The following is a 25,645-nucleotide window of genomic DNA, read 5'->3' on the forward strand; positions in this document are numbered from 1 at the left end:
CATTCGAACCTTCAGCCGTTATACACGACTGCTCCGAACCGGCTCCACCGGATCCGACGCCAGTACCTCGGAGTCCGGCCGCGGGTCCTGGCCGGGCTTGTCCGGGTGCGCGTACGTCACGGCGAGCGCGACGGCGAGGTTCGCGGCCAGCGCCACGATCCCCGCGTTGACGCCCCACACCGGATCGTTGTCGCTGAAGACGAACGCGCAGACCACCGCGACGCCCACCACCAGTCCGCTCCCCGCGGCCAGGAGGGTCAGCCGCCGCCAGACGAGGCCGAGCAGCAGCATCGGCAGGAGCTGGGCCATCCCCTCGTAGGAGATGAGGGAGAGGCGGACCAGGGTGTTGGGTGCCGTGTACGTCATGACCAGGGCGAGCGAGCCGGCGATGACGACCACCACCTGCGAGGCGCCCTTCTGGCGCTCGCGCCAGCGCGGCAGCAGCGAGAGCACGCTGCGGCCCCACATCGTCCCGATCACCAGCATGAAGACCGCCATGGGGACGACGGACGACAGCGCGGCGGCGACCCCGATGACGCCGACGGCCCACGCGGGAAGTGAGTCGACGACCAGCTTGAAGAGGGCCAGGTTCGACTCGGCGCCGACGAGGCCCGGCACGACGAAGAGGGCGGCCATGCCGAGCAGCATCGGCACGAAGAGAAGGATGTTGTACGCGGGGAGCCAGACGGCGTTCTTGCGCAGGACGTCCGCGTTGCGCGCCCCGAGGTACCCGGCGACGGTGGTCGGGAAGATCACCACGGTGAGGGAGTTGAGGACGGTGGTCGTGGCGTACCAGGCCTGGCCGAAGCCGCTGTCGCCGTGGCCGGGGAAGGTCAGCCAGTCGTTCTTCTCCGCGACGAGGCGGTCGAGGAAGGGGCCGTAGCCGCCGAAGTAGTGCTGCGGCACGTAGAAGGCGAGGAAGCCGAGCGTCCCGATGACGAGCACGTCTTTCAGGACCGAGACCCAGGCGCTGCCCTTGAGCCCGCTGACGACGACGAAGCCCGTGGTCACGGCGAAGGCGATGAAATAGGCCCAGTTGAGGCTGATGGAGCCGTAGGAGATCGTCGAGACGACCACGCCCATGCCGGTGATCTGCAGCTGGATGTACGGGAGGAGGAAGACGGTGGCGAGGACGGCGACGACCGCGCCGAGCCATGGTCTGCCGTAGCGATGGCTGATCATGTCGGTGATGCCGACGAGGTTGTGCTGCCGTGCGTACGACCAGAGCATCGGTCCGACGACGTACCCGACGGCGTATCCGCAGGACATGTACGCGACCACATAGAGCACCGGCGCCCCGTAGTTGTAGCCCCAGCCCGCGGCGCCCAGATAGCTGAAGCTGGTGTAGCCCTCGCCCGCCATCAGCACCCAGATGAAGACGGACCCCAGGCTCCGCCCGCCCACGGACCAGGCGGTCAGGCCGCCGCCGCGGCCGCCGCGTACGGCGAGCAGCCCGAGCAGGACCGTCCCCACCATGAAAACTCCGAAGACCGAGGTCGCGATCGCCGCTTCCCCGCTCATCGGCGGTCACCCCGGCGCGCGAGCGCGACGAACACGGGGGTGAGGACGGTCGCCCCCATCAGCCATACGAAGAGGAAGGGCAGCCCGAGCAGGACGGGCTGTACGCGGTTGACGAACGGCAGGGCGCCCACGAACAGCACGTAGGGCACCAGCAGCCACAGGAGATGAGGGCGACGTCTGAGCACGTCGGCCACGCTATCGCGGGCGCTTCGACTGCAACTTCGCCCACACGACGAGGCGGTACTTGGACGTGTACTCGGGGGTGCAGGTGGTGAGCGTCAGATAGCGCCCGGCGTCGCTGTAGCCGTAGCTCGGTTTGAGGTTGCTGCGCGGCACGGCGGCGATGACGCCGCCGTCGCGCGAGGAGGTCTGCGGCAGTGCCTTGTCGACGACGTACGTGAAGACGACCTCGCGGGTCTCGACCACGACGGTGTCCCCGCGGTCGAGCCGGTTGATGTAACGGAAGGGCTCCCCATGGGTGTTGCGGTGCCCGGCGAGAGCGAAATTCCCGCTTTGTCCGGGCATGGCGGTCCCCACGTAATGCCCCACATACCCCTTGTTGAGCACATTCTGCTTCCCCACGCCCTGGGCGATGGGGGCGACGACACCCAGCTTCGGAATGCGGATGACGGCGAATGCCTGGTCCCAGCTGGGCGCCTTCCGGCTCTGTACGGCACCACGCGACCCGCCCGTGGCGCCGGGCGCCGGAGCCCCACCGCTCCCGTCGCCGGCCGAATCGTCCGAGCCGTCCGAACCGTCCGAGGGCGATGCCGGGGAAGCGGAGGGGGCGGGCCCGTCCCACTCCCGTTCCAGCGCCTGCACCTTGTGCCCGGCGGCGGCGCGCGCCTCCCGGTTGGTCCACCACAGCTGATGGACGACGAGCAGCAGCACCACGAGCCCAAGGGTCACCGCCGCCTCGGCCCCGGCCCACAGCCCGCGCGCCACACCCGCACGCCGCCGGGAGGCGTGCCGCTGCACCACCACCGGTATTCCCGCTATCCGCTCCCGCACGGCGCGCACGATAGGCGCTGCCCCGCCAACTCGCCAGAGCGGGGCGCCGGGGGGCGCCCCCCAGCCCACATCGACCCCGCACCCTGACCGCGTCCCATCACGCGGCAGTACGGTGTGAGACATGCGCCCCGACACGCCTGCCGACCACATCGCCGAAGCCGAGCGCCTGCTGCGCACCGCGGCGCAGTACCCGGAGGACCAGGAGCCGCTGCTCCTCCACGCCGCTGCCCATCTGGAACTGGCCGACGACCGCCCCCGTGCCACGACGCTCTACGACCGCCTGCTCCAGTCCTCGCCCTCCCCCGACGACCCCGCCCTCATCAAGGCCCTCCAGGCGGCCAACCTGTGGGAGTACGGCCACGAGGCGGAGGCCCGCGCGATCATCGCGGGCGTACGCACCGCGTCCCCGGACAGCGCGGCCGCCTGGGCGGTGATCGCGCAGACCCTGGAGACCCACGACGAACTGGAGCCGGCACACACCGCCTTCACCGAAGCCGCGGAGAAACTGATCGACCCCGCGGAGCCGATCCCGTACAACTCCCGCCCGCTCCTCACGGGCCGCCACCGCGTGCGGCGCCTGCTGGCGCTCCCGCACGACGAGTGGGACGCGCTGGCCGACACGGCGCACACCTCCCCGGTCCCGCTGGACGAACTGCACGACCCGAAGCGCCTGTGGGCACTCGGCTCGGACAACCCGGAGGAGCTGCGGGCCGAAATCAGGCGCCTGCAGGCGGAGTTGGGCTCGTTCAGAGCCGAGCTCTCGCGCCCTTTCCCGGTGGCGATCCTGCACTGGTCGGCGAGCGAACTCATCGAGCTGACGGCGGCGTACCCGCGCCTGGGCGACGAATACCCCACGTATGAGGCGCACTTGCTGGACGTGGAAACGTCACTGCGCGAACTGTCCGCGACGGGCACGCAGAACCTGGGCATCGTGACGGGCACGGTCCCGTCGTACGAGGCGTTCGCGGCATCGGAGTCCAGCGACCCGGCGGACGTGGACCTGCTTCCCCAGTACGCGACGACGCTGGCGGCGAGGGGCCGGGCCGTCCCGTGGCCTCCGGCGCGCACGGGGCCGTGCTGGTGCGGGTCGGGGAACGCGTACCGGGAGTGCCACGGATCCCCGACGCCGTAGACCCCAACGAGGCGTGCCGTCCGGCGACTTGATGCCGGACGGCACGCGCTGCCAGAAGGAGTGGAGCAGACATGATCAAAGGCCTGGGCAAACTTGAGGTCATCACCCTGTTCGCCGAGGACCTGGCTGCCACCAGGGCCTTCTACACGGATGTGTTCGGCCTGGAGGTGGTCTACGAGAACGACGACTCCGCCGTCATCAAGTTCGACAACCTCATGATCAACGTACTGACCGTGGCCAACGCCCCCGAGCTGGTCACCCCTTCCCCCGTCGGCGGCACCGACGCCGCCCCGCGCGCGCTGTTCACCATCGAGGTGGCGGACGCCGACACCGTCTGCGCCGCGCTGGAACAGCACGGCGTTCGGCTCATCAACGGCCCGGTGGACCGCCCTTGGGGCCGGCGCACGGCAGCGTTCGCCGACCCCGCAGGCCATGTGTGGGAGATCGCCCAGATTCTGTGAGGCCGACCGCGCTGCACCCACTGAGGGACGGAGACCGGAACATGGCTGTGTGGGACCAGGCCGGTGCCCTGCTCGGCGTCATCGTCGGGGCCGGCGGGTCGTACATCGCGGCCGGCCTCAACGAGCGGAGCCGGTGGCGCCGGGCACGCGAGGAGCGCTGGGACGAGAAGAAGTTCCATACGTACACGACCTATGCGCACACCTTGAAGGCCCAGCTCCGGGTCGCCGAACGCATCGGCGCCGCGCGCGCCTGGCACGAGGCCGTGTGGAACGTCGAGTTGTACGCCCGGGGGCTCAAGGTCGAGCCTGCCGGGTGGGCATCCGCGGTGCGGCGGACGGGCCTGGCACGCGACGCGTTCTACGCGTGCGCCAGGCACGACCTCGCCATCGAGGGGCCGCCCCCGCCCTCGGGCAACTGGCCCCGCGTCTGGCAGCAGGACGATCCCCACTAGGACCTGATCCACGCGACCCCGACGACGAGAGCCGCGCCCAGCAGCGCGGCGGCAACTTCCGCCGCCGCGACGGAGATCAGGGTGGAACGGTCGGTGACCGCCCAGTCCCGGCCCGCGAACAGGGGGACGTTCGTGATGAGCTCCTCGTCGTACTCGAAGGTCAGGCCCTCGATCTCGCCCGCCCCCTGCTGTCCGCCGGGCAGGCCCCAGGTCCCCCGGCACGGGCCGTCCATGTCGCACCGGACGTAGCCTTCCGTCTTCGTGTTGTGCCCGTCCACATACCGATAGGCGTTCTTCGCGGCGAACCACAGCGGCAGCGTGAGTGCGCACAGGCAGACGATCATCAACGCCCTCTGCCACGGCTTGAGCCCGGTCATCAGGTCCGCGCTCCATGTCAGTGGGCCCACGCCCCACACCCCATCTTCCCTACGGGCGGCGGCGTGCCGCACGCGTCTGGAAGGGAGGGTAGGCCTACGCAGCGGTCAGCGCGCCCCTCGCTCTGCCGCCGCATGCCACCACCCGGGCGGGGAGGGCGCGGTGATCGTCGCGGTCGGCTGGTCCGGGTGCAGGCCGAGGTGTCGTAGGGCGTCGGCCGGTACCCGGACGGTGAACCAGCCGTGCCAGTGGCCGTCCTGACCGATACCGCAGGCGAGGTCGCAGCGGATCTCCGCCGGGTCGAAAGGCATCCAGTCGATACCGCGGTCGCGCAGTCAAGCCCGCGTGGCCGCCATCGGGGCCGGGCGGCCCGGGAGGTTCTCGTACGACGCGATGGTGATCCGGTCCGCGTTCGGTGTCTCCATGGCGTTCATGATGAGGGGCTTTCGCGCAGGTGGGAAGCGGGGGTGCCATGACCTGGCACGCGCGGCGGAAAATGCCTCCGCCCCAGGCCCGCACCCGTGAGAGCATCGCGTCCATGTCACGTACAGATATGCCGTCCGCCTGGGACGAGCGCAGCATGCTCGCCACCTTCCTCGACTACGCGAGGGCCACCGCCGTCGCCAAATGTGAAGGCGTCTCCGCGGAGAATGCCGCCGCCGCTCCGCTGGCCGGTTCGCCGCTGATGAGTATGGGCGGGCTGATCAGCCACCTGCGGTGGGTCGAGCACTGGTGGTTCGAGGTCATCTTCCTCGGCGAGGAGGACCGCGGGCCCTGGACGGACGAGGACCCCGACCGGGAGATGCGCATCGGCGCGGAGCTTCCCCTGGCCGACCTGCTGGCCGAGTACGAGGAACAGAGCGCCCGCTTCCGTGAGTTGGTCGCCTCGACCGACCTGGCGGCCACCGCGAAGCGTCCGGTCAGGGACGGCACGCACGTCACCCTCGGTTGGGTGATCATGCACCTCATCGAGGAGACCGCCCGGCACAACGGGCATCTCGACATCCTGCGCGAGCTGGCCGACGGAACCACCGGCGACTGATACTCCGGACCCGCCGTCACGCCTCCGTGGCGCGGAAAGTCCGTCCCAGCAGGGCCGCGATCGTCACCGCACCGAAGATCACCGCCGTGAAGAAGGCCCAGGCCAGCGGCCACAGGTCCGGCGAGTCCTGCTCGGGGTGGGAGTCGAACGAGGCGAACATCAGGGCGGCGGGCGGCACCGCGGGCAGCAGCATCGCCCAGACCACATGGTCGCGGTGGCCGAGGTACGCGGCCAGGAGCAGCAGGGTCACCGCGAGCAGGGTGACGCCCAGGCCGGTGACGGGAGTTGTCTCGTCGTACGGGTGGGCGGCGGTCGCGCGGTTGCGGGTGTCCCAGGGGATGAAGAGGAGATACGCCCCCGCGGAGACGAGGGCGGCCGCCAGCCGGATCAGCCATCGCTCCGCGGCGGAGCGGGTGGACAGCGGGCTCAGGAATGCTGCGGTGTCTGTCTCGGCCATGCCTTCAGGGTGACCTTCCCGGGCGGGTGCGGACAGAGTACGCGTACTCAACGGAAGTTCGTGTCGCGTGCGGCGCCCGGCGCCACCCGGGGCCACCGCGACCATGCGGCACCGGGACTAACCGCCGTCCCGTTCGGCCGCTTCCGCGATCCGCTTGATGTTCGCCAGGCGGCTGTCCCAGTCCGCCGCGAGCGAGGACATCCAGCGCGCCGTCGCGTCCAGCGCGGCGGGCCGCACCGCGTACCGCACCTCGCGCCCGACTCTGCCGCCGGTGACCAGCCCTGCGGCGTCCAGGACCGCCAGGTGCTTGACCACCGCCTGGCGGGACACGGGGAGTTGACCGGCGAGCGTGGTCGCGGTCGCCTCGCCGTGCGCCGCGAGCCGGTCCAGCAACTGACGCCGGGTCGGATCCGCCAGCGCGGCGAGTACGCCGTCCACCAACTCGACGGCGCCGCGCCGCCCTTCGTCGCTCACGCCGGCGACTTCTCCGCGCGCTCCTTGAGCGCGCCGATCTCCAGCGGCCAGCCCTGGGAGTGGTCCTTCAGGTTCTGGCTGCGCAGCTCCTGGGATCCGGCCAGCGCCTCGAACCCGCTCTCGACGACGCGCAGGCGCGTCCCCGCGCCCTCCGGGGTGAGCGTGAACTCCACGAGGGTGCTGTTCTCCACGCGCAGCTCCTCGCCGGGGAAGGCGCTGGTCCAGCGGTACGCCAGGTAGTTCGGCGGCTCGACCTTCTCCACTCGTACGGGAAAGTCCCCGTGCTCGGGATGCTTCGCCACCAGCGTCTCGCCCTCCCTGGCCACGGTGCCGGCCAGGCTCGCCTTGTCCGCCACCCAGAACCCGGGCTGGGCCACCAGGGTCCAGACGCGCTCCGGGGATGCCTCGATCAGGGTTTCGCGTTCGATCCGGTCCTCGCTCATGCGGGTCTCCTTCATCGCGCTTCGATTGAGTGCAACTACAGAGTTGCACATCGATCCGCGCTGCGCAACCGCAGAGTTGCACCTGGTGGATTCGTAAATGAAGTAAATGAATCGTAAAGGCCCCTGTTATTCTGTGCCGACTCCCCTGATCCCAGAAGGACTTCGCATGACCATGCCCACGAACAGTCCCGAGTCCCCCTGGGGCCCGCCGCCCACCGGACTCCCCGGGATGCCGCAGCCTCCGATGCAGCAGCAGCCCCGCAACGGTCTCGCGGTCGCCGGACTCGTCGTCGGCATCGTCGGCGTCCTGTTCGGTTTTCTCTTCTTCATGTTCTGGCTGTCGGGACCGCTGGGCATCCTCGCCCTGATCTTCGGGATCGTGGGACTGGGCCGCGTACGCAAGGGCCAGGCCGACAACAAGGCCATGGCGATAGCCGGCACCGCCCTCGGCGGCGTGGCCACCGTGCTCGCCGTCATCGGGCTAGTCATCACCGTCTTCATCGTGAAGGACGTCGCCGACGACCTGAAGGACATCGACTCCGTGAAGGGCAGCCCGGCCGCCTCCGCCCCCGCCGACGGTTCCGAATCGGCCTCGCCCTCCGCTGAACCGGCCGGCGACAAGCCGCTCGCCTTCGGGCAGGCGATGGCGTACGAGGACGGGCTCAAGGTCACCGTCGGCAAGCCCGCCAAGTACACGCCGGACGAGTTCGCCGCCGGACACAAGAAGGGCAACATCGCCCTCCAGGTGAAGATCACCATCGTCAACAACACCAAGAAGCCGGTCGACATCACCCTTGCCCTGCCGAACGCGAAGGACGCGGCCGGCGAGGAGCTGGAGATGGTCTTCGACGGCAAGTACGCGAGCAAGCCCTTCACCGGGAAGCTGCTGCCGGGCAAGCAGGCCGTGAACCGGTTCACCTTCTCCCTGTCCGCCGCCGCGGCCAAGGAGCTTCAGGTCGAGCTCTCCCCCGACCTGGATCACGACGACGGCATCTGGGTCGGTCCGCCCGCCAAGTAGGCGTGCGCATACGGCATGTGGCTCTCGCCCGTGCCATGTCACGTTTGCGCGTCCTTCCCTCGTCCTACCGGCAACAGAAGCAATTCAGCTGCCGGAACAGGACGAGGGAAACGCCATGACCACCTTCACATCACCGCGCGCCGCAGCCGCGGCCCAGACCCAGGCCCAGGCACAACAGCGGGGCCTGTCACCGCGGTTGGCCGTTGCCGGATACGCACTGGCGACCATCGCGTACGTCGTCGCCAACCGCTCGACCCCGCGGCCCGACGCCCCGGGAAGCGAAGTGCTGGAGTACGCGCAGCAGCACGGAACCGCCGTCAACGCCGGGTCCGTGCTGCTGGCCCTGTCCGGAGTGCTGGTGGTGGCCGTCGCGGCCGCCTTCCGCACGCGGCTGCGGGCGGCCGGGGCCGGAATCGCCCTGAGCGGCGGGGTGTTGGCCGGGATCGCGCTGATCACCAGCGCGGTGTTCGGTCTGCTGGGCGGCCGGTTGGCCGCCGACGCAAGCCCCGCGCACGCCCGCGACCTGGCCGACCTGGCGTTCTGGTCCGGCGGAGCCGCCTTCGCCGGTTCCTTCGCCCTGCTCGCCATCGGGGTCTCGCTGGCCGCACGCCGGACGGGAGCCCTGCCGGGCGCGATGCGCGTGATCGGGCTGGTACTGGGTGCGGCCGGGGTCGTCTCGGTTCTCTCGGTGGTCATCGACCCGCTCGCGTACGCCCTGCCGCTCGTACGCTTCGGCGGGCTGCTGTGGCTGGTGTGCGCGGCGGTCCTGCTGCGGCGCCGCGCATGACGGAGCGCGGTCCGTACGACGGGGGTGCCCGTGGCCGTCTCAGTCGGCTGCGGGCGCCGCCATGTCGCCGCGCAGGATGCTGTAGTGCACGCCGTCGCGCCACCGGCCGTCGCGGAAAGACACGCTGCGGGCCACGCCCTCCCGGGTGAAACCGGCCTTCTCCAGGGACCGCTGCTCCGCGATGTTCCCCGTCTCCGTGTCGGCCTCGATCCGCACCACCGGAGTATGCGCGAACAGGTGGGCCACCAGCTCCTGTTGGGCCCGGGTGCCGACGCCCCGGCCGCAGGCGTCCGGCAGCAGCTGGATGCCGATGTTCCAGTGGTACGCGCCGCCCCAGGCCGGGATCTTCCGCCAGGCCACGAAGCCGAGGCCCTCCGCGCCCGCCGTCACGACCAGCGCCCCGCCGTCGTCGCCCAGCAGCGCGTTCTCCTCCCACCTCCGCCGCCAGAGACGGGGATCGCGCCAGCCGGTCCAGGAGAATTGTCCGGCGGCCTCCGGATCCGTCATGAACCGCTCGAACAGCGGGAGGTCGTACTCCTGGACAGGGCGCAGCGCCACGGGGTCGTCGCTCATTCCCGGCAGACTACTTCCCGGCGCCATGCGTTCACGGTTTCATCACAACTTCGGCCGTACGACCCTGAGGGCGTACCCCGCGCTGGGAGCATCGGTCTCTTCGGGTGACATGAAATGCCTTGGGGGGCACGTGACTTCGGACCGTACGCAGAAGAGACGCGGGCGGGCGGCCGTGGGGGCGGCCGCGCTCGCGCTGGTGCTCGCCGGGTGCGGAGGCGGCGACGGCGACGCGAAACCCGCCGCCACGACCGCGTCCGCCGCGCCCGTCAAGGCGACCGCCTCCACTCCCGCGCCCGGCCGGGTGCTCAAGCTGGCCGACGACACAAAGCAGGCGCGGGCCGGGAAGCGGCTGGTCCTGGACGTACTGGCCAATGACCGGGTGACCCTGGAGGCCGGGGAGAGCCATGACCTCGCCACGGAGTTCGGCTCCACGGACCTCACGGTGGCCGTCGGCCGGCCCGCCGGTCACGGGACCGCCGTCGTGGACGGGACCACCGTCGTCTACACGCCGACCGTCGGGTACGGGGGCGAGGACGAGTTCACGTACCGCGTGACGGTGAAGGGCGAGCCCCCGCTGTCGGGGACCGCCACCGTACGGATCACGGTGGACGGCCCTTCGCCCTCGCCGACCCCTAAGGCGACACAGAGCGCCAAACCCAAGGTCTACTACCGCAATTGCGACGCGGCCCGCGCCGCCGGAGCCGCGCCCGTGCGCGTCGGCGACCCGGGGTACGGGCGGTGGCTGGACCGCGACGGGGACGGGATCGGCTGCGAGACGAAGGGCGGGGGCTCCGGCGGGAGCTCCGGTGGCTCCACCGGCGGGAGCGGGGGCGGCGGAGCCACGTACTACAAGAACTGCGCAGCCGTACGGGCCGCCGGCGCCGCGCCCATCCACGTCGGGGACCCGGGGTACGACCGCCACCTCGACCGCGACGGGGACGGGGTCGGCTGCGAGTGAGGCGGCGGGCCCCGTTAGCCTCGGCCATCTCGGGGGTCCGTAGACCAGGAGGATGTCGTCATGGCGAAGGTTCCGGCAGCAGTTGTCGCGGCGGGCGGGCTCGTCGGCGGGTACGCCGTCGCCCGGTGGACCAGGAAGCGGCAGCTGGGCGGGGCCGTGCTGGCCGCCGCCGGCGCGGTCGCCGCGCGCGACTGGCAGCAGGCGGCCGGGACCCGGACCGCCGTGGCCCTGAGCGGCGCGTACCTCGCCGCCTTCGCCGGCTCGCACCCGCTGGCCAAGAGGGTCGGGGCATGGCCCGCGGTGTTCGGCGTCGCGGGTGGCATCGCCGCCGCCTCCGCGGTCACCACCACGGTGGCCCGCAGGCGCAGGCGCTAGGGGGTGTCCGGGCCTAGCCGCCCACCGCCTGCGTGACCGAATAGATCAGCAGGCCCGCCAGGGCGCCGACCACCGTGCCGTTGATCCGGATGAACTGCAGGTCACGGCCGATGTGCGCCTCGATCTTCTTCGAGGTGTGGTCGGCGTCCCAGCCCGCGACCGTGTCCGAGATGAGCGAGGTGATCTCGGTGCGGTACGTCGTCACCACGTACACCGCGGCCTCCTCCAGCCAGCCGTCCACCTTGGCCTGCAGCCGCTCGTCCGTGGACAGCCGCGCACCGAGCGACATCAGCGAAGCCCGGGCGCGCAGGCGCAGTTCGCTCTGCTCGTCCTCCGCCGCCGAAATGATCATGGTGCGTACGGAGGACCACGCGGACGCGATCACGTCCTGCACCTCGGGCCGGCCCACGATGTCCGACTTCAGCCGCTCCACCTTGGCCCGCGTCTCGGTGTCCGACTGGAGGTCGGAGGCGAAGTCGGCGAGGAAGCGGTCGAGTGCGCCGCGCGCCGGGTGGCCCGGCATGTCACGCATCTCCGTGACGAAGCGCAGCAGTTCCTTGTAGACGCGGTCGCCCACCTTGCGGTCGACGAAACGCGGGGTCCAGCCGGGGGCGCCGCCCTGGACCGCGTCCATCACCGAGTCGGCGTGCAGCGTCAGCCAGTCGTGGGCGCGGGCGCAGATCAGGTCGACGACGCGGCGGTGGCCGCCGTCCGCGACGACCTTCTCCAGCATCTTGCCGACGCCGGGGGCGACTTCGGCCGCGTTGGCACGGCGGGTGATCGCCTCGCCGACCACGGCCTGGACGTCGGAGTCCCTGAGGACGGTGAGTGCGCCGCGCAGCGCGGTGGAGAGCTCGGCCGTCACCCGGTCGGCGTGTTCCGGTTCCGCCAGCCACGCTCCCAGACGGCGTCCGATGCCGAGCGCGCGCAGCCGGGAACGTACGACATCACCCGAGAGAAAATTCTCGCCCACGAAGGAACCGAGAGACTCCCCGAGCTGGTCCTTCTTGTTGGGAATGATCGCGGTGTGCGGGATGGGAAGACCGAGCGGGCGCCGGAAGAGCGCCGTCACGGCGAACCAGTCGGCCAGCGCGCCCACCATGCCCGCCTCGGCGGCCGCGGCGACGTAACCCGCCCAGGAACCGGCCCCGGTGTTCTTCGCCCAGGTGGCGAGTACGAAAATCAAGGAGACGATCAGAAGCAGGCCGGTGGCCGTCGCTTTCATCCGGCGCACCCCGCGGCGCTTCTCCTCGTCGGCCGCGCTGAAGGCAAAGGAGCCCAGCGGGGCCGGGGCGCCCTGGTCCGGGGTGCCGGTCCCTCTCGTACGTTCCATCCGCTCCGCCCGTCCGTCCATGCGCGACCCCCGTACGTATTGTCCCTGCCTGAGCTACTCCCGGGACGCACGCCGAGTTCCCAAGGAGACCCCTGATATGACCCTGAGACCCCTGAGTCGCGGTTACATTCTGCTCGCCGCGCTGGTGGCGCTCGTGGTCGCCGTGTCCGCAGGGATCGTCCTGGTCGCCCGTACGCCCGCATCCGCGGTCCGCTCCCAGCTGGCGAAGCCGCCGGTGTGGGTCGGGACCTGGGCCGGAGCACCGGCCGGTGCGGAGCCGGGGACCTCGCGGGGCCTTCCCGGGAGCACCGTACGCAACATCGTGCACACGAGCGTGGGCGGCACGGCTGCGCGCATCACCCTGTCGAATCTGTACGGGATACGGGCGCTGCGGATCGGCCGGGCCACGGTGGGCACCGTCCGCGTCACCTTCGACGGCTCCACGCGGGTGACGATTCCGGCCGGGCGGCTGGTGGTGTCCGACCCGGTGCGGGTGAAGATCGCGGCGGACGCGGACCTGGTGGTGGACGTGCTGACGGCCTCGGGCGGCGGGCCCGTCACGTACCACCCGCACGCCCAGCAGCTGTCCGCGCTGGTGAGCACGGGTGGCTTCGAGGTCGAGACCTCGTACTGGCGGTATCTGACCGCGGTCGACGTCCTGACGAACCGGGCCGACAGCACCGTCGTCGCCTTCGGGGACTCCATCACCGACGGCTACCAGTCGAGCGTGGGCGCCGACCGCCGGTGGCCCGACGTGCTCGCCGACCGGGTGGCGGGCCGCTTCGGAGTCGTCAACGCGGGCATCGCCGGGAACCGTCTGCTGACCGACGGGCGCGGCGGACGCAGCGGGCTCGCCCGGTTCGACAGCGACGTGCTGGGGCGCAGCGGGACGTCGACCGTGCTGGTCGCGCTCGGGATCAATGACGTACTGCACGGAAGCGACGCCGCGTCGATCACGGCCGGCCTGCGCAAACTGACCGCGCGGGCGCATGCGCGCGGCCTGCGGGTGGTCGGGGCGACGCTGACACCGTTCGGCGGGTATGCGCGGGCGACGGCGCGGCGTGAGGCGGTCCGCGAGGCGGTCAACGCGGCGATCAGGTCGGGGAAGATCTTCGACACGGTCGTCGACTTCGACCGGGTGGTGCGGGATCCGTACGCGCCGGTGCGGATGCTGGAGCGGTACGACTCGGGGGACCATCTGCATCCGGGCGATGCGGGATACCGGGCGATGGGCCGCGCGGTGTCGATCGCCGGCCTCTGACGGTGCCCGGCCCGCGGTGGCCGCTGCGCGGGCTGTCCCCCACCCCGCCCCTTCCCGGCTGTGACATTTGCGGCTCCGCCGCGTGGGGGGGCGTCGCCCCCGGACCCCCTTGTCGCGGCCTTCGGCCGCGTACGGGGGTGCAGGGGGCGAAGCCCCCGCCCGGCCCACCGGAGTGGAAACCCCCTCAGCCCAATTCCTTGCGCTCCGCCTTCTTCGCCTCCCGGAGCCGCTGCCGCTCCGCCCGAGTGATCTTGCGTTCCACCCCGACCCCGCCCATCAGCGCGAACCCCGTCACCGTCACCCGCGGCGACCCCGGCGTGCCCTCGCCCGTCGCCTCGTCGCCGAAGCCGCCCATGATGCCGATGCCCTTGACCGTGACCGTCAGGTCCGGCGGGACGGTCACCCCGATCCCGCCCATCAGCGTGAAGCAGCGGATCACCACATCGCGGTCCGCGAACCGCGCCTCGCGCAGGTCGATATCGCCGCCGCCCATCATCGCGAACGCCGTGAATTTCCGGCCCACCGTCCACGGGCCCTTACGGCTGAAGCCTCCCCAGAAGGCGAACGCCCCCGACGAGGAGACCGTGCCGCCGATCCGCTCCGCCCAGCCGCCCTTCGCCGCGACCTCGGGCGCCGCGCTCCCGGCGACCGTCCCCGGCGCGGGCAGGTCCCGTACGAGCGGCTCCAACTCCCCATGCGTACGCGCCTTGTAGGCCGCGTCCAGCCGGTTCTCGAACTCCTCCATGTCCAGGCGGCCCTCCGCCACGGCCTCCCGCAGCGACTCGGCGACCCTTTCGCGCTCGGCATCGGAGGCGCGCATCTCGGGGAGTTCAGAAGTCATGGGCGCCAGCCTAGTAAACCCCGCGATCCGCGTACATCTTTGCGATCACCGCCTCGATGTCCGGTTCCCGTACGGAGAGATCCACCAGCGGGTACGAAGCCGCGATCTCCGCGACGATCGGCGCCGCCGAAGCCGACGCGGGGAAGGCCAGCCACTGCCGCGGACCCTCCACCTTCACCACCCGCACCGACTCCGCCCGCACCGGCGGAAGTTCGCGCTCCAGGTCCACCACCAGCATCCGCTCGCTCTCCCCCGACCCCACCTCGTGCAGCCCGGCCAGCGAGCCGTCGTACATCAGCCGCCCGTGGTCGATGACCATCACGCGCTTGCACAACTGCTCGATGTCCTGCAGATCGTGCGTGGTCAGGAGCACCGTCGTCCCGCGCTCGGCATTCAACTCCCGCAGGAATTCCCGCACTTTGGCCTTCGAGACGACATCGAGCCCGATCGTCGGCTCGTCCAGATACAGCACCTCGGGATCGTGCAGCAGCGCCGCCGCGATGTCCCCGCGCATCCGCTGACCCAGCGAGAGCTGGCGTACCGGCACCTCCAACAGCTCCTCCAGATCGAGGAGTTCGACACACCGCTCCATGTTCTCCCGGAAGCGCGCGTCCGGGATCCGGTACATCCGGTGCGCGAGCCGGTACGAATCCCGCAGCGGCAGGTCCCACCACAGCGTCGTGCGCTGCCCGAAGACGACCCCGATGCGCTGCGCCAGCTTCGTCCGCTCGCGCGACGGATCGAGGCCCGCCACCCGCAGCCGGCCACCGCTCGGGGTGAGGATGCCCGTCAGCATCTTGATGGTGGTCGACTTCCCCGCACCGTTGGGGCCGATGTAGCCGACCATCTCCCCGCGCGCGACGGTGAAGCTGATGCCGTCGACCGCCCGCACCTCCGTCTTCTCGCGGCGCCAGAGCCCCGCCTTGCGCCGTACGTCGAAGACCTTCTCGAGGCCGTCCAGTTCAATGAAGTCCGCGTCCACGGCCACCCCTCAACTCCCTCTCAGCTTCCTGTACTCCGGTACGAGCGGAGCCCCGCCCGCCACGCGAGACCCGCAAGCCCCAGACACACCACCGCCACCACCGGCGGCATGAAGGCGAACCACTGCGGCACGTCCAGCGGATACGGCCGCCCCAGCACATACAGCGCGGGCAGCCAGTTGACGAAGGCCAGCGGGATCACAAAAGTCACGCCCCGCACCAGGTCCTGGGCGAAGACCGTCGGCGGGTACTGAAGGAGCGTCGTCCCGCCGTACGTGAAAGCGCTCTGCACCTCCGACGCGTCCTGCGCCCAGAACTGGAAGGCCGCCCCCGCGATGAACACCGCCGCGAAGATCGCCCCGCCGGACAGCAGCATCACCGGCACGAGCAGCACCTTCACCGCCGTCCAGTCGATGTCGAGCACCACCAGCGCATAGCCCAGCACGAGCGCCCCCTGCGTGACCCGCCCCAGCCGCCGCAGCGCGAAACGGTCCGCGGCGACCTGCGCGAGCACCGGCGCCGGGCGCACCAGGAGCGTGTCAAGCGTGCCGTCGCGGATGCGCCTGCCGAGCCGGTCCATCGACCCGAGCGCCAGGTCGGCGAGGCCGAAGGAGATGCCGGACGCCCCGTACAGGAAGGCGATCTCCGGGAGCGAGTAGCCGCCCAGCGAATCGACGTGACTGAACATCAGCAGGATCGCGACGAAGTCGAAGGCGGTCGCCGCGAAGTTGCCGAAGGCCGTCATCGCGAAGGAGGCCCGGTAGGCCATCGTCGAGCGCATCCACATCGAGACGATCAGCCCGTATGTACGGACACCGGCCACGACCCTGTTCTCCACCAGCCGCCCCTCAGCCACCTTGCACCACCACTTTCCTGGTCGCCGCGGACTGCAGCATCCGGCCCGCGACCAGCAGCACCGCCGCCCAGCCGAGCTGGAAGGCGTACGCACCGACCAGGCCCCACCCCGTGTGCTTGCCGAGCAGGACGTCCGCCGGGATCTGCAGCAGCGCCGACCAGGGCAGCACCCTGGCCAGCTCGCCCAGCGCCCCGGGGAAGACGTTCAGCGGCAGCAGCATCCCCGAGAAGAACAGCGCGACCAGCGAGGTCATCTGCGCGACACCCGCCCCGTCGAGGAGCCAGAAGGAGGTGAGCGCCACCAGATAGCGCACCGCGAAGCTGACCACCACGCCCAGGAACACCGAGACGAGAAAGGCAATCCACACGAAAGGGTTGACCGGAAGCGCGAGATCGAAGGCGAGCGCCCCCAGCGCCATCGGCAGCGTGCCGCGCACCAGCAGCTGATAGGCGGCCCGCCCCAAGTCTCCCGCCATCCACCACAGTTGCAGGTCGGCGGGCCGGTAGAGATCGATGGCGATGTCGCCGCTGCGGACCCGCTCGATCAGATCGTCCTCGAAGCCGCCGCCCATCATGGCCATGGTCGCCAATACCGCCTGCCCCAGCCACACATAGGTCAGGGCCTGGGCCTCGTCGTACCCTCCGAGGTGCGGCCGCTGGTCCCAGAGCGCGATGTAGGTGTACGCCACGATGAACCCGAAGACGGTGTTGGTGAACACCCCGGCGAGCGTCGCCATCCGGTAGGTCGCGTGCCGCCGGAACCCACCCGTCGCGACCAGCGCATACAGCCGTACCACCAGGTCCCCTCCGTTCGCGCACCAAAGCGCAAGACCTTAGTCCAGCGGAGCGGGCCGCCGCGACAGGTTTTCACGTCCGGCCCAGGGGTCCGTGGGATAGCCACCGGAGAAGTGCAGTATGGGCGCATACCATCCCATTACGGCCGGAGAGACATGAGCGACGAGCAGCCGGACCAGCAGCACCCGGGCTGGACACCCCGGGACCTCACCGCCTCCGGCCCGGGCCAGGAGCCACATCCCGCTCCCGGACAGGGCGGCAAGCCAGGAAAAACGAAACGCCCCAAGCGCACGGGCTGGCGCCGCTTCGTCCCCCGCTGGCGCTGGGTCCTCGGCAGCGTCCTCGGCTTCCTGCTGCTCTGCATCGGCCTGTTCTTCCTCGGCTACGCCCTGGTCCCCATCCCCGACCCGAACGACGCGGCCACCGCCCAGTCCAACGTCTACCTCTACGCCGACGGCAAGACCCAGCTCGCCATCGACGGCGCGGTCAACCGCGAGGACGTCCCCCTCAGCCGCATCGCCCTCACCACCCAGCACGCCACGCTCGCCGCCGAGGACCGCAACTTCTACAACGAACGCGGCATCTCCATCACCGGCACCCTGCGCGGCCTGTTCAACACCGTCACCGGCAAGGGCAAACAGTCCGGCTCGACCATCACCCAGCAGTACGTGAAGAACTACTACCTGGGCCAGGAACAGACGATCGTCCGCAAGATCAAAGAACTGTTCATCTCCATCAAGGTCGACCGCAACGAGTCCAAGGACGAAATCCTCGCCGGATACCTCAACACCAGCTACTTCGGCCGCAACGCCTACGGCATCCAGGCCGCATCCCAGGCCTACTTCTCCAAGGACGCCGACGAGGTCACGCTCTCCCAGAGCGCCTTCCTCGCCACCCTCCTCAACGCACCGAGCGCCTACGACGTCGCCGCGCACCCCGAGAACAAGCCCGCGGCGAAGGCCCGCTGGCAGTACGTGATCAACGGGATGCTCAAGGAGAAGTGGATCACGCAGGCCCAGCACGACGAGGCCCGGTTCCCCGACATCCCCGCCGCCCACCCCTCGGCCGGCCTCTCGGGCCAGCGCGGCTACATCGTCGAAGCCGTCAAGAACTACCTCGACACCGCCGACATCGTCTCCACCGACGAACTCGCCGCCGGCGGCTACCGCATCACCACCACCCTGCAGAAGTCCAAGCAGGACGACCTCACCAAGAGCGTCAAACAGCAGGTCACCGAGAAACTCGGCAGCACACCGGCCGACAGCTACGTCCAGATCGGCGCCGCCTCCATCGAGCCGGACAACGCCAAGGTCCGTGCCCTGTACGGCGGCACGGACTACCTCAAGCACTACATCTCCAACGCCACCCGCCGCGACTTCGCGGTCGGCTCCACCTTCAAGCCGTTCATCTTCACCTCGGCGGTGCAGAACAACTCCACCACCCAGGACGGCCGCACGATCACCCCGTACACGATCTACAACGGCAACAGCCAGCGCGAGGTCCAGGGCCCCGACGGCCCCACCGGCTACGCCCCGCCCAACGAAGACGGGCGCGACTACGGCAACATCACCGTCTCCACCGCCATGGACAACTCCGTCAACGCGGTCTTCGCGCAGATGGCCGAGGACGTCGGCACCGACAACGTCTCATCGACCGCCACCGACCTCGGCGTACCGAAGAAGACGGTCAACCTCAACCCCGGCCCCTCCATGGCACTCGGCGTCGCCCAGGTCAGCCCGCTCGACATGGCACACGCGTACGCGACCCTCGCCAACCACGGCAACTTCCGTCCGTACACCTTCGTCGAGAAGCTCACCAAGAACGGCGACCCGGTCACCCTCCCCGGCGAGGACGACAGCCAGAACACCCCGCGCGACGCCGCCGACACCACCACCTCGATGCTCACGAGCGTCGTCCAGAACGGCACCGGATCCGCGGCGAGCGTCCCCGGCTGGCAGGTCGCGGGCAAGACCGGCACCATCGACGACGACAAGGCCGCCTGGTTCGCCGGCTACACCCCGAAGCTCGCCACAGTCGTCGCGATGATGGGCGAGGACCCGAAGAACGGCAACCAGAAGCCGCTGTACGGAGCACTCGGCCTCAGGCGCATCAACGGCGGCGGCCCGCCCGCCCAGATCTGGGGCCAGTACACGGCCGGCGCCCTCGCGAACACCACCCCCGTCCGCTTCGACCTGGAGCTCCAGTCCGGCGCATCGCCCGAACCGACCCTCTCGCCCTCGCCCTCGGAGACCCCGACGGAGTCGCCGACCACCGAGCCGCCGTCGGAGACTCCGACCACCGAGCCGCCGACCACCGAGCCGCCGTCGCCGTCCCCGACGGACTCCCCGACGTTCCCGACGGAGAGCCCGACGTTCAGCTTCGGACTCCCCGACCAGAACGGCACCGGCGACAAGAACCAGCGCTAATGCCCCGAGGTCGCCTTCAGCCCGACGACGGCGACCAGCAGCAGACAGACGAAGAAGATCCGGGCGGCGGTGGCAGGCTCACCGAGCACCACCATGCCGAACACCGCCGCACCGGCCGCACCGATTCCGACCCAGACCCCGTACGCCGTACCGATCGGCAGGGTCTTGGTGGCCTGCGACAGCAGGAACATGGAGGCGACGATCCCGGCGCCGGTGAGAAGGCTCGGCACCAGCCGCGTGAATCCTTCGGTGTACTTCATCCCGATCGACCAGGCGACCTCGAGCAGACCGGCGACGACGAGCAGAACCCACGCCATGACGACGAACCTCCGTGTAGGAACAACAGGGGTGCGTCGTCTTTACGGAACCCGGTACGGCGCGTCTCGTCGGGGTCCCTCAAACGTAGCAAACAGCCACAGAAAGCGCCGCTACAGGTACAAGCCGGTCGTGCCCTCGTCCACGCGCTCGGACGCGACAGCGTGCAGATCCCGCTCCCGCATCAGGACGTACGACACCCCGCGCACCTCGACCTCGGCACGGTCCTCCGGGTCGTACAGCACCCGGTCCCCCGCCTCCACGGTCCGCACGTTCTGGCCGACCGCGACCACCTCGGCCCAGGCCAGGCGCCTGCCGACCGCGGCCGTCGCCGGAATCAGAATGCCGCCGCCCGAGCGCCGCTCGCCCTCAGGCGTGTCGGACCGGACGAGCACGCGGTCGTGCAGCATCCGGATGGGCAGCTTGTCGTGGGTGGTGTCCTTGTTCACGGGGCTCACGGGTTCGAACCTACCCGCCCGCGAAGCCGCTGTTCACAGAAGGGGTCAGGCCCGACGGCGCCTGGCCGAGAAGGCGAGCAGCCCCACCAGGCCCACGACCATCACCGCCACCGGAACGACCCGCTCCAGGCGAGGCGCACCGTCCTCGTCCACGAACTGCGACCGCACATCGCTCACGGTCCGGTTCACGGCGACGAAAGCGCGGCCGGCGGTCTGGTCCACGGCCGAGGCGACCTTGGCCTTCGCGTCCCCGATGACCGTGCTCGGGTGCAGCCGCACACCGATCTCGTCCAGGGTGACCGCCAACTGATCGCGCCGGCTCTTGATGTCCGCCTCGATCTGCGCAGGGGTCCTTGCGTCCGACACATCCGACACTGCGCTGCCTCCGTCGTCGTATCCGGTAGTCGTAGGTCGACAGTCTGTCAGCTCACGGCGCACCGCACCCCACGGCACCCCTATTACGCTCGACGACGTACGCACATCTCTTCTCGATGGGACCCCCGATGAGCGAGCGACTCACGACCGGCGACACCGCCCCGGCCTTCACCCTCCCCGACGCGGACGGCAAGAACGTCTCGCTCGCGGATCACCTGGGGCGCAAGGTCATCGTCTACTTCTACCCGGCCGCCCTGACCCCCGGCTGCACCAAGCAGGCCTGCGACTTCACGGACAATCTGGACCTCCTGGCCACCGCCGGATACGACGTCATCGGGGTCTCCCCCGACAAGCCGGAGAAGCTCGCGAAGTTCCGCGAGAAGGAGTCCCTGAAGGTCACCCTGGTCGGCGACCCGTCGAAGGAGACCCTGGAGGCGTACGGCGCGTTCGGCGAGAAGAAGCTCTACGGCAAGACGGTGACGGGCGTCATCCGCTCCACGATCGTCGTCGACGAGGCGGGCAAGGTCGAGCACGCCTTCTACAACGTCAAGGCGACCGGCCACGTAGCCAAGATCATCAAGGACCTCGGCCTCTGAAGACAAGTGACCGAAGTCCCACTCAGGTGGGACTTCGGTTTGCGATCGCCATGAGTGTGCAGATGTTTCTCTTATAGACGCGAAAGCCGACGAGAGGAACAGGACCATGGCCGCCGAAGGCCCCGAGAGCCAGGCCGACCCGGAAGCGGTCAAGCGCCACCGGACTCTCTTCCGTGCGATCAAGCGACGCGAAAACCCGAAACTCCGCCGCACAGACATCACCGTCACCGATGAAGCGGCGGTCAAGCGGGCCGTCAAGGCGGCCTCGCTCGGCAACGCGATGGAATGGTTCGACTTCGGGATCTACGCCTACCTGGCGTCCACCATCGGCCATGTCTTCTTCTCCGGCGCCGGAGACACCGTCCAGCTGCTGTCCTCGTTCGCAACATTCGCAGTCGCGTTCCTGGTACGCCCCATCGGCGGCATGGTCTTCGGCCCCATGGGCGACAGGATCGGCCGCAAAAAGGTCCTCGCCCTCACGATGATCATGATGGCGATCGGCACCTTCGCGATCGGCCTGCTTCCCTCCTACGCCGCGATCGGCTTCTGGTCCCCGGTCCTCCTCATCCTCTTCCGGATGCTCCAGGGCTTCTCGACCGGCGGCGAGTACGGCGGCGCCTCGACCTTCATCGCCGAGTACGCCCCCGACAAGCGCCGCGGCTTCTTCGGCAGCTTCCTGGAATTCGGCACCCTGGCCGGCTACGTCGGCGCAGCGGGCCTGGTCACGATCCTCACCACGGTCCTGTCCACCCCCGACATGAACTCCTGGGGCTGGCGCATCCCGTTCCTGGTGGCGGGCCCCCTGGGCCTGGTCGGCCTCTACCTCCGGCTGAAGCTGGACGAGACCCCGGCCTTCCAGAAGCTGGAGAACGAGAACGCCCGCGCGAGCGAGGCGGCGGACGTGGTGGAGACCTCGGCAACGGCAGACCTCGGCAAGATCTTCAAGGACTACTGGCCGTCCCTCGTCCTCTGCATCGCCCTGGTAGGCGCGTACAACGTCACCGACTACATGCTGCTCTCGTACATGCCGACGTACCTCTCGGACGAGCTCGGCTACAGCGAGACGCACGGCCTGGTGATCCTGCTGGGCGTGATGGCCTTCCTGATGCTGATCATCAACCAGGTCGGCAAGCTCAACGACCGCTTCGGCCGCAAGCCGCTCCTGATGGCGGGCATGCTGGGCTTCTTCTTCCTCTCGCTCCCCGCGTTCCTCCTGATCGGCCAGGGCTCGATCCCCGCGATCGTGGCGGGCATGCTGATGCTCGGCCTCTCCCTGGTCTGCCTCCTGGGCACGATGTCGGCAGCACTCCCGGCCCTCTTCCCCACCCAGGTCCGCTACGGCTCGCTCTCGGTCGGCTACAACCTCTCGGCCTCGCTCTTCGGCGGTACGACCCCCCTGGTGATCACCGCCCTGATCGCCTGGACGGGCTCGAACCTGATGCCGGCGTACTACTCGATGGCGGCGGCCCTGGTAGGCGTGATCGCGGTGGCCTGCATGAAGGAAACGGCCCAGAAGCCCCTGGCCGGCTCGCCCCCCTCGGTGGAGACAAAGGCAGAGGCAGAGGAACTGGTCCACGCCCAGACCCCGGACCCCAAGTTCTGACGCACGCCCCCTTCCCGGACGGCCCGCCCCGCGTACATCAAGTGGGGCGGGCTGTTCCGTTTTTCGGACGTGACCATCCGATAAACGGTTCGTTACTCCGTACGAGGCTGCGAACGCGCGGCCGGATTCGGAGGGGCAACCGACATGGCCGACTCATTGGACAGAGCGAAGCTGATCGAGGCCGTCGCCGCATCGAAGAACTGGACTGACCTGATGCGCCGTCTCGGCCTGAAGACGAGCGGTGGGCGACACCGCACCCTCAAGAAGAGGGTCCAATCGCTCGGGATCGACACCAGCCACTTCCAGCAGCGGAGCCCCTTCCGCAAGTACACGGACGAAGCCATATCGGCAGCCGTCACCACGTCGTCGACGTTGCGTGAGGTGGTGACGAAGCTCGGAGCCCCGCCTGCGACCGGCACCCTCTCGCACATCAGGCGACGCATCGCGGCGGCGGGCATCGATGTCAGCCACTTCCCGGGACTCAATAGCCCGCAGGCCGACGAACTCCCCTTTACCGAGCAGGAACTGCGGACCACCGCTGCCCTTTCCGAGAGTCTCCGCGGTATGGCGCGCGAACTCGGTCTGGCCGAGGGCGACAGCCGATCGCGTGCTGCGCTGGGGCGGCTGGTCAAGGAGTTGGGGATCCACACCACCCATTTCCGAAACGCCCGTCTGGCGATCGACGAAGAAGCGCTGCGGACAGCTGTTCCCGAGGCCGCCAGCTACGCGGACGTCATGCGCACGCTCAACCTGGAGCCGAACGACACGAACCACCGCCGTATTCGTCGGCTGTGTATCCAACTCGGCCTCGACACCACCCACTTCAAGCGTCGCTCGTGGGCCTCGACGAGTTCAGGAGGCTCTGCGACATTGCACGTGCCCAAACTGATCGCGCCCCAGACCCTCGTCGTCATGAAGCCGGGCTCTGCGCGCGCAAACCGGCCGCGCCTCCACCGCGCTCTGCAGGAGATCGGCGTCGCCTATCAGTGCGCCTCGTGCGGAAACCCCGGCGAGTGGCTCGGGCGGCCGATGACTCTCCAGATCGACCACATCGACGGTAACTGGCTCGACAACCGGGCCGGCAACCTCCGGTACCTCTGCCCGAACTGCCACGCCCTGACCGACACCTGGTGCCGCAACCGTAAGAAAGGACGACAGGCGGTCGAGTAGCCCACCGCCTTGATGCCCCACCGGTCTCGGAAGTCGGTCGCCCGGTACGATGACAGCGACTGGCGGCCGTGTCGGAACTGGAAAGACGAGCTGGGTTTAGGTCCCAGTGGGTTAACACCCGTGTGGGTTCGAGTCCCACCGGCCGTACAGAGCAGAAGAGGTCCGCCCCCGTCTCAGCGGGGGTGGACCTTTTCGCCGTCAGCCCAGCAGCTCCCTGACCACCGGAACAAGTGCCCGGAACGCCTGGCCGCGGTGGCTGATGGCGTTCTTCTCCTCCGCGCTCATCTCCGCGCAGGTTCGCGTCTCGCCGTCGGGCTGGAGGATCGGGTCGTAGCCGAAGCCTCCCTTGCCCGCCGGGGTGTGGCGCAGGGTGCCCAGGAGGCGGCCCTCGACCACGCGCTCCGTGCCGTCGGGGAGGGCCAGGGCTGCCGCGCAGGCGAAGTGGGCGGCGCGGTGTTCGTCGGCGATGTCCGACAGCTGGGCCAGGAGCAGGTCCAGGTTGGCCTGGTCGTTGCCGTGCGTGCCCGACCAGCGGGCCGAGAAGATGCCGGGGGCGCCGTTCAGGACGTCCACGCAGAGGCCCGAGTCGTCGGCCACCGCGGGCAGGCCCGTCGCCTGGGCGAGGGCGTGGGCCTTGAGGAGGGCGTTCTCGGCGAAGGTGACGCCGGTTTCCTTCACGTCGGGGATTTCGGGGTACGCGTCGGCGCCCACGAGTTCGTGCGGGAGGCCCGCCCCGGCGAGGATCGCGTGGAGTTCGGTGACTTTCCCGGCGTTGCGGGTGGCGAGGATCAGACGGCTCATGGGGGCGATTATTCCGCCTCGCAGGCCTTGGCGAGGTCGAGCCCGGCGTCGACCATCGCCGGGGCGTCATCGGCATCCAGGGCATCGCCGATGTTGAACACCGCCTGCTGGACGTCGGCGTCGTGGAGGTCCTCGCCGCCGTGGAGCACGGTGAGCTGGTTCCGTACTTCTTCGGGGGACGCGATGGTCGTCACGGAATTGATCGCCAGGGACCGCAGCGTGCGGGTCTTCCGGCAGTCCTCGGCCCTGGGGTCGTCCGTGTCGGAGACGCAGCTGTGGAGGAGCAACGCGCCGGCGACGGCCACGACGATCAGCACTGCGGCACAGCTGCGACGGCGCATACGGTCAGGCCCCCCTGGCGGTCTACGAGGTGCAGACCTTACCCAGCTCCGAAGCCGCATCAGCGACCGGGCCGATATCGGGGGTCTTGTCGCCGCTCTTGATCGACGAACGGACGTTGTCCACCGCCGTGTTGAGGCTGTCGATCGCCTTGGAGAGGTCCGCGTCGTCGGTCTTGTCGTTGAGCGACTTGAGGTTCTTGGTGATGTCGTCGAGAGCCTCGGACGCCTGCGTCGGGTCGTTGGCGGCGTTGGAGACGGCCTGCTGGAGGTTGTTGACGTTGGAGGCGACGGCGTCGGCGGTCTGGACGCAGTCGACCGCCTTGTCGACCGCGCTGCAGCCGACGACACCGGTGAGTGCCAGAGCGGCAACGACTGTGGTGGCAAGTGCGATTCGGCGCATGGCTCCCCCGGTTCGG

General features: G+C 69.7%; 33 protein-coding genes, 1 tRNA gene and 1 riboswitch. Of the genes, 14 read left to right on the forward strand and 20 right to left on the reverse strand.

Annotation, left to right across the window (positions count from 1 at the left end; all coding sequences use genetic code 11):
• Positions 1–18: 18 nt before the first annotated feature.
• Genes AB0H78_RS09760 through AB0H78_RS09770 form a run of 3 tightly spaced genes read right to left on the reverse strand, consistent with a single transcriptional unit; the run spans position 19 to position 2,532 of the window.
• Positions 19–1,521 (reverse strand): sodium:solute symporter family protein, encoded by a 1,503-nt coding sequence (locus AB0H78_RS09760; RefSeq protein ID WP_363233737.1) that lies wholly within the window; start codon positions 1,519–1,521, stop codon positions 19–21.
• Positions 1,518–1,715, reverse strand: a complete 198-nt coding sequence (locus AB0H78_RS09765; protein WP_363233738.1) for a DUF3311 domain-containing protein — start codon at positions 1,713–1,715, stop codon at positions 1,518–1,520. Before AB0H78_RS09765 ends, AB0H78_RS09760 begins: the two co-directional genes overlap by 4 nt.
• Before the next feature lies 1 nt (position 1,716).
• Entirely contained in the window at positions 1,717–2,532 is an 816-nt protein-coding gene (locus AB0H78_RS09770) for a class E sortase (RefSeq protein WP_363233739.1), read from the reverse strand.
• A gap of 121 nt (positions 2,533–2,653) precedes the next feature.
• Between AB0H78_RS09770 and AB0H78_RS09775 the strand changes: the two genes are divergently transcribed.
• The 3 genes from AB0H78_RS09775 (at position 2,654) to AB0H78_RS09785 (ending at position 4,577) form a co-directional block, all read left to right on the forward strand.
• The gene (locus AB0H78_RS09775; RefSeq protein ID WP_363233740.1) at positions 2,654–3,664 is read left to right on the forward strand and encodes an SEC-C domain-containing protein; all 1,011 of its coding nucleotides are present in this window, start codon (positions 2,654–2,656) and stop codon (positions 3,662–3,664) included.
• 71 nt (positions 3,665–3,735) lie between these two features.
• Complete coding sequence (locus AB0H78_RS09780) at positions 3,736–4,125, forward strand: VOC family protein (protein ID WP_363233741.1); 390 nt, start codon at positions 3,736–3,738, stop codon at positions 4,123–4,125.
• Between the two features lie 41 nt (positions 4,126–4,166).
• Positions 4,167–4,577: a hypothetical protein gene (locus AB0H78_RS09785; protein WP_363233742.1), complete on the forward strand. Its 411-nt coding sequence runs from the start codon at positions 4,167–4,169 to the stop codon at positions 4,575–4,577.
• On the opposite strand, the gene AB0H78_RS09790 is transcribed toward AB0H78_RS09785, so the two are convergent.
• Together AB0H78_RS09790 and AB0H78_RS09795 are read right to left on the reverse strand one after the other, a co-directional pair.
• Positions 4,574–4,984: a hypothetical protein gene (locus tag AB0H78_RS09790; RefSeq protein ID WP_363233743.1), complete on the reverse strand. Its 411-nt coding sequence runs from the start codon at positions 4,982–4,984 to the stop codon at positions 4,574–4,576. The two genes, AB0H78_RS09785 and AB0H78_RS09790, sit on opposite strands and share 4 nt — an antisense overlap.
• A gap of 75 nt (positions 4,985–5,059) precedes the next feature.
• A complete protein-coding gene (locus tag AB0H78_RS09795) occupies positions 5,060–5,263 on the reverse strand; it encodes a hypothetical protein (RefSeq protein ID WP_363233744.1) in 204 nt (67 codons plus the stop codon).
• Positions 5,264–5,490: 227 nt separating this feature from the next.
• Between AB0H78_RS09795 and AB0H78_RS09800 the strand changes: the two genes are divergently transcribed.
• On the forward strand, positions 5,491–5,994 hold the full coding sequence (locus AB0H78_RS09800; protein ID WP_363233745.1) for a DinB family protein: 504 nt from the start codon (positions 5,491–5,493) through the stop codon (positions 5,992–5,994).
• A gap of 16 nt (positions 5,995–6,010) precedes the next feature.
• Here the strand turns inward: AB0H78_RS09800 and AB0H78_RS09805 are convergent, their stop codons facing one another.
• The 3 genes from AB0H78_RS09805 to AB0H78_RS09815 all read right to left on the reverse strand — a co-directional run bounded on the left by AB0H78_RS09805 (position 6,011) and on the right by AB0H78_RS09815 (position 7,368).
• Positions 6,011–6,451 (reverse strand): hypothetical protein, encoded by a 441-nt coding sequence (locus tag AB0H78_RS09805; protein ID WP_363233746.1) that lies wholly within the window; start codon positions 6,449–6,451, stop codon positions 6,011–6,013.
• 117 nt (positions 6,452–6,568) lie between these two features.
• Positions 6,569–6,925: a metalloregulator ArsR/SmtB family transcription factor gene (locus tag AB0H78_RS09810; protein ID WP_363233747.1), complete on the reverse strand. Its 357-nt coding sequence runs from the start codon at positions 6,923–6,925 to the stop codon at positions 6,569–6,571.
• The gene (locus AB0H78_RS09815; RefSeq protein WP_363233748.1) at positions 6,922–7,368 is read right to left on the reverse strand and encodes an SRPBCC domain-containing protein; all 447 of its coding nucleotides are present in this window, start codon (positions 7,366–7,368) and stop codon (positions 6,922–6,924) included. The genes AB0H78_RS09810 and AB0H78_RS09815 overlap by 4 nt, the downstream gene beginning before the upstream one ends.
• 166 nt (positions 7,369–7,534) lie before the next feature.
• Here AB0H78_RS09815 and AB0H78_RS09820 point away from each other — a divergent pair, with 166 nt between their 5' ends.
• Together AB0H78_RS09820 and AB0H78_RS09825 are read left to right on the forward strand one after the other, a co-directional pair.
• Positions 7,535–8,386, forward strand: coding sequence for a DUF4190 domain-containing protein (locus tag AB0H78_RS09820; RefSeq protein WP_363233749.1), 852 nt, complete (start codon positions 7,535–7,537; stop codon positions 8,384–8,386).
• A 115-nt stretch (positions 8,387–8,501) separates the two neighbouring features.
• Positions 8,502–9,173, forward strand: coding sequence for a DUF4386 domain-containing protein (locus AB0H78_RS09825; RefSeq protein ID WP_363233750.1), 672 nt, complete (start codon positions 8,502–8,504; stop codon positions 9,171–9,173).
• Positions 9,174–9,212: 39 nt separating this feature from the next.
• Here AB0H78_RS09825 and AB0H78_RS09830 read toward each other — a convergent pair whose 3' ends face one another.
• Positions 9,213–9,746 (reverse strand): GNAT family protein, encoded by a 534-nt coding sequence (locus tag AB0H78_RS09830; RefSeq protein WP_363233751.1) that lies wholly within the window; start codon positions 9,744–9,746, stop codon positions 9,213–9,215.
• A 130-nt stretch (positions 9,747–9,876) separates the two neighbouring features.
• Between AB0H78_RS09830 and AB0H78_RS09835 the strand changes: the two genes are divergently transcribed.
• Positions 9,877–10,704, forward strand: coding sequence for an excalibur calcium-binding domain-containing protein (locus tag AB0H78_RS09835; RefSeq protein WP_363233752.1), 828 nt, complete (start codon positions 9,877–9,879; stop codon positions 10,702–10,704).
• 60 nt (positions 10,705–10,764) lie between these two features.
• Positions 10,765–11,079 carry a hypothetical protein gene (locus AB0H78_RS09840; RefSeq protein WP_363233753.1) on the forward strand — a complete coding sequence of 105 codons (315 nt, stop codon included), beginning with the start codon at positions 10,765–10,767 and terminating at the stop codon, positions 11,077–11,079.
• A gap of 13 nt (positions 11,080–11,092) precedes the next feature.
• On the opposite strand, the gene AB0H78_RS09845 is transcribed toward AB0H78_RS09840, so the two are convergent.
• Entirely contained in the window at positions 11,093–12,412 is a 1,320-nt protein-coding gene (locus AB0H78_RS09845) for a DUF445 domain-containing protein (protein ID WP_363233754.1), read from the reverse strand.
• Positions 12,413–12,509: 97 nt separating this feature from the next.
• Between AB0H78_RS09845 and AB0H78_RS09850 the strand changes: the two genes are divergently transcribed.
• Positions 12,510–13,673 (forward strand): SGNH/GDSL hydrolase family protein, encoded by a 1,164-nt coding sequence (locus tag AB0H78_RS09850; protein WP_363233755.1) that lies wholly within the window; start codon positions 12,510–12,512, stop codon positions 13,671–13,673.
• 184 nt (positions 13,674–13,857) lie between these two features.
• Here AB0H78_RS09850 and AB0H78_RS09855 read toward each other — a convergent pair whose 3' ends face one another.
• The 4 genes from AB0H78_RS09855 to AB0H78_RS09870 all read right to left on the reverse strand — a co-directional run bounded on the left by AB0H78_RS09855 (position 13,858) and on the right by AB0H78_RS09870 (position 17,086).
• On the reverse strand, positions 13,858–14,514 hold the full coding sequence (locus AB0H78_RS09855) for a DUF1707 domain-containing protein (RefSeq protein ID WP_363233756.1): 657 nt from the start codon (positions 14,512–14,514) through the stop codon (positions 13,858–13,860).
• A 10-nt stretch (positions 14,515–14,524) separates the two neighbouring features.
• On the reverse strand, positions 14,525–15,496 hold the full coding sequence (locus tag AB0H78_RS09860) for an ATP-binding cassette domain-containing protein (RefSeq protein ID WP_363234095.1): 972 nt from the start codon (positions 15,494–15,496) through the stop codon (positions 14,525–14,527).
• 20 nt (positions 15,497–15,516) lie between these two features.
• Positions 15,517–16,281, reverse strand: coding sequence for an ABC transporter permease (locus AB0H78_RS09865; protein WP_363234096.1), 765 nt, complete (start codon positions 16,279–16,281; stop codon positions 15,517–15,519).
• 61 nt (positions 16,282–16,342) lie between these two features.
• On the reverse strand, positions 16,343–17,086 hold the full coding sequence (locus AB0H78_RS09870) for an ABC-2 family transporter protein (protein WP_363234097.1): 744 nt from the start codon (positions 17,084–17,086) through the stop codon (positions 16,343–16,345).
• Between the two features lie 213 nt (positions 17,087–17,299).
• On the opposite strand from AB0H78_RS09870, the gene AB0H78_RS09875 reads away from it, so the two are divergent.
• Positions 17,300–19,570: a transglycosylase domain-containing protein gene (locus AB0H78_RS09875; RefSeq protein ID WP_363233757.1), complete on the forward strand. Its 2,271-nt coding sequence runs from the start codon at positions 17,300–17,302 to the stop codon at positions 19,568–19,570.
• Here AB0H78_RS09875 and sugE read toward each other — a convergent pair.
• The 3 genes from sugE to AB0H78_RS09890 all read right to left on the reverse strand — a co-directional run bounded on the left by sugE (position 19,567) and on the right by AB0H78_RS09890 (position 20,709).
• Positions 19,567–19,887 carry a quaternary ammonium compound efflux SMR transporter SugE gene (gene sugE / locus AB0H78_RS09880; RefSeq protein WP_363233758.1) on the reverse strand — a complete coding sequence of 107 codons (321 nt, stop codon included), beginning with the start codon at positions 19,885–19,887 and terminating at the stop codon, positions 19,567–19,569. The genes AB0H78_RS09875 and sugE overlap by 4 nt on opposite strands.
• Before the next feature lie 30 nt (positions 19,888–19,917).
• A riboswitch (guanidine-III (ykkC-III) riboswitch) is annotated at positions 19,918–19,981 on the reverse strand.
• A gap of 17 nt (positions 19,982–19,998) precedes the next feature.
• Entirely contained in the window at positions 19,999–20,295 is a 297-nt protein-coding gene (locus AB0H78_RS09885; protein WP_363234099.1) for a co-chaperone GroES, read from the reverse strand.
• 93 nt (positions 20,296–20,388) lie between these two features.
• A complete protein-coding gene (locus AB0H78_RS09890) occupies positions 20,389–20,709 on the reverse strand; it encodes a DUF3618 domain-containing protein (RefSeq protein ID WP_363233759.1) in 321 nt (106 codons plus the stop codon).
• A gap of 137 nt (positions 20,710–20,846) precedes the next feature.
• Between AB0H78_RS09890 and bcp the strand changes: the two genes are divergently transcribed.
• From bcp to AB0H78_RS09910, 4 genes are all read left to right on the forward strand, one after another.
• The gene (bcp, locus tag AB0H78_RS09895) at positions 20,847–21,314 is read left to right on the forward strand and encodes a thioredoxin-dependent thiol peroxidase (RefSeq protein ID WP_363233760.1); all 468 of its coding nucleotides are present in this window, start codon (positions 20,847–20,849) and stop codon (positions 21,312–21,314) included.
• A gap of 106 nt (positions 21,315–21,420) precedes the next feature.
• Positions 21,421–22,917: a glycine betaine/L-proline transporter ProP gene (gene proP / locus AB0H78_RS09900; protein WP_363233761.1), complete on the forward strand. Its 1,497-nt coding sequence runs from the start codon at positions 21,421–21,423 to the stop codon at positions 22,915–22,917.
• Positions 22,918–23,061: 144 nt separating this feature from the next.
• Positions 23,062–24,087 (forward strand): HNH endonuclease, encoded by a 1,026-nt coding sequence (locus AB0H78_RS09905; RefSeq protein ID WP_363233762.1) that lies wholly within the window; start codon positions 23,062–23,064, stop codon positions 24,085–24,087.
• A gap of 62 nt (positions 24,088–24,149) precedes the next feature.
• Positions 24,150–24,234: transfer RNA gene (locus AB0H78_RS09910), tRNA-Leu, on the forward strand.
• Between the two features lie 51 nt (positions 24,235–24,285).
• On the opposite strand, the gene rdgB is transcribed toward AB0H78_RS09910, so the two are convergent.
• The 3 genes from rdgB to AB0H78_RS09925 are packed head-to-tail and all read right to left on the reverse strand — an operon-like array spanning position 24,286 to position 25,629.
• Positions 24,286–24,888 carry an RdgB/HAM1 family non-canonical purine NTP pyrophosphatase gene (gene rdgB, locus AB0H78_RS09915; protein WP_363233764.1) on the reverse strand — a complete coding sequence of 201 codons (603 nt, stop codon included), beginning with the start codon at positions 24,886–24,888 and terminating at the stop codon, positions 24,286–24,288.
• 8 nt (positions 24,889–24,896) lie between these two features.
• Positions 24,897–25,229, reverse strand: coding sequence for a hypothetical protein (locus AB0H78_RS09920; protein WP_363233765.1), 333 nt, complete (start codon positions 25,227–25,229; stop codon positions 24,897–24,899).
• Positions 25,230–25,251: 22 nt separating this feature from the next.
• Complete coding sequence (locus AB0H78_RS09925) at positions 25,252–25,629, reverse strand: hypothetical protein (protein ID WP_363233766.1); 378 nt, start codon at positions 25,627–25,629, stop codon at positions 25,252–25,254.
• Between the last annotated feature and the right edge of the window lie 16 nt (positions 25,630–25,645).

The sequence above is a fragment of the Streptomyces sp. NPDC050738 genome (assembly GCF_040654175.1).
Lineage (GTDB): Bacteria > Actinomycetota > Actinomycetes > Streptomycetales > Streptomycetaceae > Streptomyces.

Bases quoted from the DNA above. Each gene is read 5' to 3' on its own strand.
- AB0H78_RS09775 (WP_363233740.1), top strand. From the start codon at position 2,654: ATGCGCCCCGACACGCCTGCCGACCACATCGCCGAAGCCGAGCGCCTG.
- AB0H78_RS09820 (WP_363233749.1), top strand. From the start codon at position 7,535: ATGACCATGCCCACGAACAGTCCCGAGTCCCCCTGGGGCCCGCCGCCC.
- AB0H78_RS09885 (WP_363234099.1), bottom strand. From the start codon at position 20,295: ATGCTGCACGACCGCGTGCTCGTCCGGTCCGACACGCCTGAGGGCGAG.
- AB0H78_RS09905 (WP_363233762.1), top strand. From the start codon at position 23,062: ATGGCCGACTCATTGGACAGAGCGAAGCTGATCGAGGCCGTCGCCGCA.
- AB0H78_RS09830 (WP_363233751.1), bottom strand. From the start codon at position 9,746: ATGAGCGACGACCCCGTGGCGCTGCGCCCTGTCCAGGAGTACGACCTC.
- AB0H78_RS09870 (WP_363234097.1), bottom strand. From the start codon at position 17,086: ATGGCGACGCTCGCCGGGGTGTTCACCAACACCGTCTTCGGGTTCATC.
- AB0H78_RS09800 (WP_363233745.1), top strand. From the start codon at position 5,491: ATGTCACGTACAGATATGCCGTCCGCCTGGGACGAGCGCAGCATGCTC.
- AB0H78_RS09855 (WP_363233756.1), bottom strand. From the start codon at position 14,514: ATGACTTCTGAACTCCCCGAGATGCGCGCCTCCGATGCCGAGCGCGAA.
- AB0H78_RS09825 (WP_363233750.1), top strand. From the start codon at position 8,502: ATGACCACCTTCACATCACCGCGCGCCGCAGCCGCGGCCCAGACCCAG.
- sugE (WP_363233758.1), bottom strand. From the start codon at position 19,887: ATGGCGTGGGTTCTGCTCGTCGTCGCCGGTCTGCTCGAGGTCGCCTGG.
- AB0H78_RS09845 (WP_363233754.1), bottom strand. From the start codon at position 12,412: ATGGAACGTACGAGAGGGACCGGCACCCCGGACCAGGGCGCCCCGGCC.
- AB0H78_RS09795 (WP_363233744.1), bottom strand. From the start codon at position 5,263: ATGCCTTTCGACCCGGCGGAGATCCGCTGCGACCTCGCCTGCGGTATC.
- AB0H78_RS09785 (WP_363233742.1), top strand. From the start codon at position 4,167: ATGGCTGTGTGGGACCAGGCCGGTGCCCTGCTCGGCGTCATCGTCGGG.
- AB0H78_RS09780 (WP_363233741.1), top strand. From the start codon at position 3,736: ATGATCAAAGGCCTGGGCAAACTTGAGGTCATCACCCTGTTCGCCGAG.
- AB0H78_RS09760 (WP_363233737.1), bottom strand. From the start codon at position 1,521: ATGAGCGGGGAAGCGGCGATCGCGACCTCGGTCTTCGGAGTTTTCATG.
- bcp (WP_363233760.1), top strand. From the start codon at position 20,847: ATGAGCGAGCGACTCACGACCGGCGACACCGCCCCGGCCTTCACCCTC.
- AB0H78_RS09815 (WP_363233748.1), bottom strand. From the start codon at position 7,368: ATGAGCGAGGACCGGATCGAACGCGAAACCCTGATCGAGGCATCCCCG.
- rdgB (WP_363233764.1), bottom strand. From the start codon at position 24,888: ATGAGCCGTCTGATCCTCGCCACCCGCAACGCCGGGAAAGTCACCGAA.
- AB0H78_RS09920 (WP_363233765.1), bottom strand. From the start codon at position 25,229: ATGCGCCGTCGCAGCTGTGCCGCAGTGCTGATCGTCGTGGCCGTCGCC.
- proP (WP_363233761.1), top strand. From the start codon at position 21,421: ATGGCCGCCGAAGGCCCCGAGAGCCAGGCCGACCCGGAAGCGGTCAAG.
- AB0H78_RS09865 (WP_363234096.1), bottom strand. From the start codon at position 16,281: ATGTGGATGCGCTCGACGATGGCCTACCGGGCCTCCTTCGCGATGACG.
- AB0H78_RS09840 (WP_363233753.1), top strand. From the start codon at position 10,765: ATGGCGAAGGTTCCGGCAGCAGTTGTCGCGGCGGGCGGGCTCGTCGGC.
- AB0H78_RS09850 (WP_363233755.1), top strand. From the start codon at position 12,510: ATGACCCTGAGACCCCTGAGTCGCGGTTACATTCTGCTCGCCGCGCTG.
- AB0H78_RS09805 (WP_363233746.1), bottom strand. From the start codon at position 6,451: ATGGCCGAGACAGACACCGCAGCATTCCTGAGCCCGCTGTCCACCCGC.
- AB0H78_RS09925 (WP_363233766.1), bottom strand. From the start codon at position 25,629: ATGCGCCGAATCGCACTTGCCACCACAGTCGTTGCCGCTCTGGCACTC.
- AB0H78_RS09875 (WP_363233757.1), top strand. From the start codon at position 17,300: ATGAGCGACGAGCAGCCGGACCAGCAGCACCCGGGCTGGACACCCCGG.